Annotated in this window: 5 protein-coding genes and 1 pseudogene; 2 read left to right on the top strand and 4 right to left on the bottom strand. The window is 59.3% G+C overall.

What is annotated here, in order from left to right; translation table 11 throughout:
- Positions 1-54: 54 nt before the first annotated feature.
- Entirely contained in the window at positions 55-819 is a 765-nt protein-coding gene (locus tag L288_RS34855; RefSeq protein WP_001389365.1) for an IS6-like element IS6100 family transposase, read from the bottom strand.
- Positions 820-882: 63 nt separating this feature from the next.
- Between L288_RS34855 and L288_RS34850 the strand changes: the two are divergent.
- Positions 883-1242 (top strand): annotated as a pseudogene (locus L288_RS34850) (transposase); the annotation flags it as partial.
- Between the two features lie 461 nt (positions 1243-1703).
- On the opposite strand, the gene L288_RS34845 reads toward L288_RS34850, so the two are convergent.
- Genes L288_RS34845 through L288_RS0121780 form a run of 3 tightly spaced genes read right to left on the bottom strand, consistent with a single transcriptional unit; the run spans position 1704 to position 2893 of the window.
- A complete protein-coding gene (locus L288_RS34845; protein WP_007682049.1) occupies positions 1704-2036 on the bottom strand; it encodes a BrnA antitoxin family protein in 333 nt (110 codons plus the stop codon).
- Positions 2017-2316: a BrnT family toxin gene (locus L288_RS34840; RefSeq protein WP_013041561.1), complete on the bottom strand. Its 300-nt coding sequence runs from the start codon at positions 2314-2316 to the stop codon at positions 2017-2019. The genes L288_RS34845 and L288_RS34840 overlap by 20 nt, the downstream gene beginning before the upstream one ends.
- A gap of 40 nt (positions 2317-2356) precedes the next feature.
- Positions 2357-2893, bottom strand: coding sequence for a recombinase family protein (locus tag L288_RS0121780; RefSeq protein WP_051184012.1), 537 nt, complete (start codon positions 2891-2893; stop codon positions 2357-2359).
- A gap of 68 nt (positions 2894-2961) precedes the next feature.
- Here L288_RS0121780 and L288_RS34835 point away from each other — a divergent pair, with 68 nt between their 5' ends.
- The gene (locus tag L288_RS34835; RefSeq protein ID WP_001389365.1) at positions 2962-3726 is read left to right on the top strand and encodes an IS6-like element IS6100 family transposase; all 765 of its coding nucleotides are present in this window, start codon (positions 2962-2964) and stop codon (positions 3724-3726) included.
- Positions 3727-3780: the final 54 nt, after the last annotated feature.

The following is a 3780-nucleotide window of genomic DNA, read 5'->3' as shown; positions in this document are numbered from 1 at the left end:
GGCTCTGTTGCAAAGATTGGCGGCAGTCAGAGGTAGGCTGTCGCTCTGCGCCGATCAGGCGGCTGCTGCGAAATGGTGGTTGAGCATGCCCATGGCCTCCGTCAGCGCCGAGGGCCCAATGCCAAAAGCTCTCTCCACAAGGCGCACCTCGCCCCTGATGCCGGGCTGCAGGCACCAGGGGCGAGCCTGTCCTTTGCGCAGGGCTCGCATGACTTCGAATCCCTTGATCGTGGCATAGGCCGTGGGGATCGATTTGAAACCGCGCACCGGCTTGATCAGTATCTTGAGCTTTCCGTGATCGGCCTCGATCACGTTATTGAGATACTTCACCTGCCGGTGGGCCGTCTCCCGGTCCAGCTTTCCTTCGCGCTTCAATTCGGTGATCGCTGCACCATAGCTCGGCGCTTTGTCGGTATTGAGCGTGGCAGGCTTTTCCCAGTGCTTCAGGCCTCGCAGGGCCTTGCCCAGGAACCGCTTCGCTGCCTTGGCGCTGCGGGTCGGCGACAGGTAGAAATCGATCGTGTCGCCCCGCTTGTCGACTGCCCGGTACAGGTAGGTCCACTTGCCCCGCACCTTGACGTAGGTTTCATCCAGGCGCCAGCTCGGATCAAAGCCACGCCGCCAGAACCAGCGCAGCCGCTTCTCCATCTCCGGGGCGTAGCACTGGACCCAGCGATAGATCGTCGTATGGTCGACCGAAATGCCGCGTTCCGCCAGCATTTCCTCAAGGTCGCGATAGCTGATCGGATAGCGACAATACCAGCGCACCGCCCACAGGATCACATCACCCTGGAAATGGCGCCACTTGAAATCCGTCATCGTTCCGTCCGTCCAATCTCCGCCAAGCATGCTCAAGCTTCACGATTTTTGCAACAGAGCCGTCGCGCCCTTATCATACTGGTCCATCCTGCCGATGTGCAGGACCGCGATGGCGCGGTGCCCTTGCTCCAGCAGTCTCACCAGCGGCATCCCTTCGTCGCGCGCGCCTATGCCGACAGCGCCTACAACAGCGATCGCGTCCGGGACGCCACCTCCATTACGATCGAAATCGTCCGCAAATTCGCCGATCAGACCGGCTTCGTCGTCCATCCCAGACGATGGATCGTCGAACGCACCTTCGCATGGATCAACCGCAATCGCCGTCTGGCCAAAGACTTCGAGCGGACCATCAAATCCGCAACCGCGCTCCTCTATGCCGCCGCTGCCATCGTCCTCATCCGACGCATCGCTCGTTACCCATGAGATTCAAGACAGACTCTTAACAAAATTTCGTTACTTGACGGATTTCTTGGACTTAGGGTTGCAGTGCGCCGCATGTAGATGGCTGTTCGTGGAGAAAGACAACGTGATACGTATGTTGGGTGAATTTTGGCCAGATATATTCGTGATCTTACTGGTCTGTTCGCTCGTATCATTTGCAAACCAAAAATTCGGAATATTTGTCGCTACTCCGATAACATTGGGATCGACTGCATTAACGCTATTGCTCGGAGCCGCTGGGGCGACATGATTCTACTCTTATCTTCCTTTTGGCCTTGGCTTGTTCCAGCAATTGCGTGGATCGGATTTTTCACCGGTCGCTATTTTAGAAGAAAGAGCATAGCGAAAAACACATGATTGCCGCAACTCTGGCGGCTTCGCGCGCCTACGCCGGGCCGGGTTACTCCCGGCCGTGAAAGCGGCATCCATCTGCGGCCTGCACGTCAAGCGTGTCGGCGCTCCTTCGCAGCCGCCAACATCTCGCGCCGAAGGATTGCGTTCATGCGAGCCTGATAGCCCTTGCCCTGGGATTTGAGCCAAGCAAGCACATCGGCGTCGAGCCGCGCCGTTACCTGCTGCTTGATCGGCTTATAGAACCGTCCACGCTCGGCGGTCTTCCAGAAATCCTCTGTCAGCGTCGGGGCATCACTATAGTCGATACCGCTATCCGGCATCGCCTGCAGGGCATCCAGCTCGGCCTTCTGTGCCTCGGTCAAGGGGGGCAGATTGCCCGGATCGAGCTGGAAGCGGACGGTATCAGCGTCTTTCTTCTTCATAACGTCGTCTTTCCTTTCGATCGGCTTTTCGGGCCGAAATGATATGGATGATCTCCACATATTCGCCGTCGTCGTCATCCTCAGCGACGGTGTGGGCCACCAGCAGGAGTAAATGTCCTTCGACCAGGCCCAAGGTCTGCCATCGTTGCTCGCCGCCTTCGATCCGATCATGCACGCTAAGCGCAAAGGGGTCTGCGAAGGCGCTGGCGGCCGTCTCGAAACTGATGCCATGCTTTCTCAGATTGCTCTCGGCTTTGGCTGGGTGCCAGGAAAAGCGCATGGATAACATGACGGGAATATAATTATATTTTTGTCGTTATTCAAGGCGTATCCTTGACCGGCGCTGACCACCCGATCCGCTCCAACGTGTCCGTCAATGTTGATCGCGGCACGCTGAACGTGCGAGAAACCGACGCTTTGCTGGCCCCATTGGACAGAGCGGCAACTATCAACTGCATCTTTTCCGCGGCGATCGTCGGCGGTCGTCCACCTTGTCGGCCCCGCCGCTTTGCGGCGGCCAGGCCCGCCATGATCCGCTCCCGCGTCAACGCTCGCTCGTATTGGGCGAGCGCGCCGAACAGCGAGAACAGCAACTCGCCATGCGGCGTGGTGGTATCCATCTGTTCGGTCAGCGACCGGAAGGCGATGCCGCGTTCCTTGAGGTCGGTGACGATCGCCAGCAGGTGCGGCAGCGAGCGGCCGAGCCGATCGAGCTTCCAGACAACCAGCGTGTCGCCGGCGTTCATGTAGTCGAGGCAGGCTTTCAGGCCGGCGCGATCGTCGCGCGCACCGGAAGCCTTGTCGGAGTAGAGGTGCCGTTGATCGACACCAGCGGCCGTGAGCGCATCGCGTTGCAGATCGACCGGCTCTGTTGCAAAAATCGTGAAGCTTGAGCATGCTTGGCGGAGATTGGACGGACGGAACGATGACGGATTTCAAGTGGCGCCATTTCCAGGGTGATGTGATCCTGTGGGCGGTGCGCTGGTATTGTCGCTATCCGATCAGCTATCGCGACCTTGAGGAAATGCTGGCGGAACGCGGCATTTCGGTCGACCATACGACGATCTATCGCTGGGTCCAGTGCTACGCCCCGGAGATGGAGAAGCGGCTGCGCTGGTTCTGGCGGCGTGGCTTTGATCCGAGCTGGCGCCTGGATGAAACCTACGTCAAGGTGCGGGGCAAGTGGACCTACCTGTACCGGGCAGTCGACAAGCGGGGCGACACGATCGATTTCTACCTGTCGCCGACCCGCAGCGCCAAGGCAGCGAAGCGGTTCCTGGGCAAGGCCCTGCGAGGCCTGAAGCACTGGGAAAAGCCTGCCACGCTCAATACCGACAAAGCGCCGAGCTATGGTGCAGCGATCACCGAATTGAAGCGCGAAGGAAAGCTGGACCGGGAGACGGCCCACCGGCAGGTGAAGTATCTCAATAACGTGATCGAGGCCGATCACGGAAAGCTCAAGATACTGATCAAGCCGGTGCGCGGTTTCAAATCGATCCCCACGGCCTATGCCACGATCAAGGGATTCGAAGTCATGCGAGCCCTGCGCAAAGGACAGGCTCGCCCCTGGTGCCTGCAGCCCGGCATCAGGGGCGAGGTGCGCCTTGTGGAGAGAGCTTTTGGCATTGGGCCCTCGGCGCTGACGGAGGCCATGGGCATGCTCAACCACCATTTCGCAGCAGCCGCCTGATCGGCGCAGAGCGACAGCCTACCTCTGACTGCCGCCAATCTTTGCAACAGAGCC

It is taken from the genome of Sphingobium quisquiliarum P25 (assembly GCF_000445065.1).
GTDB lineage: Bacteria > Pseudomonadota > Alphaproteobacteria > Sphingomonadales > Sphingomonadaceae > Sphingobium > Sphingobium quisquiliarum.
The sequence above is the reverse complement of the archived record's forward strand: the minus strand, read 5'-3'. Positions and strand labels throughout refer to the sequence as shown.

What these genes read in the sequence shown, in the direction of transcription:
- L288_RS34835 (WP_001389365.1), top strand. Translation starts at nt 2,962, where the DNA reads ATGACGGATTTCAAGTGGCGCCATTTCCAGGGTGATGTGATCCTGTGG.
- L288_RS34855 (WP_001389365.1), bottom strand. Translation starts at nt 819, where the DNA reads ATGACGGATTTCAAGTGGCGCCATTTCCAGGGTGATGTGATCCTGTGG.
- L288_RS34840 (WP_013041561.1), bottom strand. Translation starts at nt 2,316, where the DNA reads ATGCGCTTTTCCTGGCACCCAGCCAAAGCCGAGAGCAATCTGAGAAAG.
- L288_RS34845 (WP_007682049.1), bottom strand. Translation starts at nt 2,036, where the DNA reads ATGAAGAAGAAAGACGCTGATACCGTCCGCTTCCAGCTCGATCCGGGC.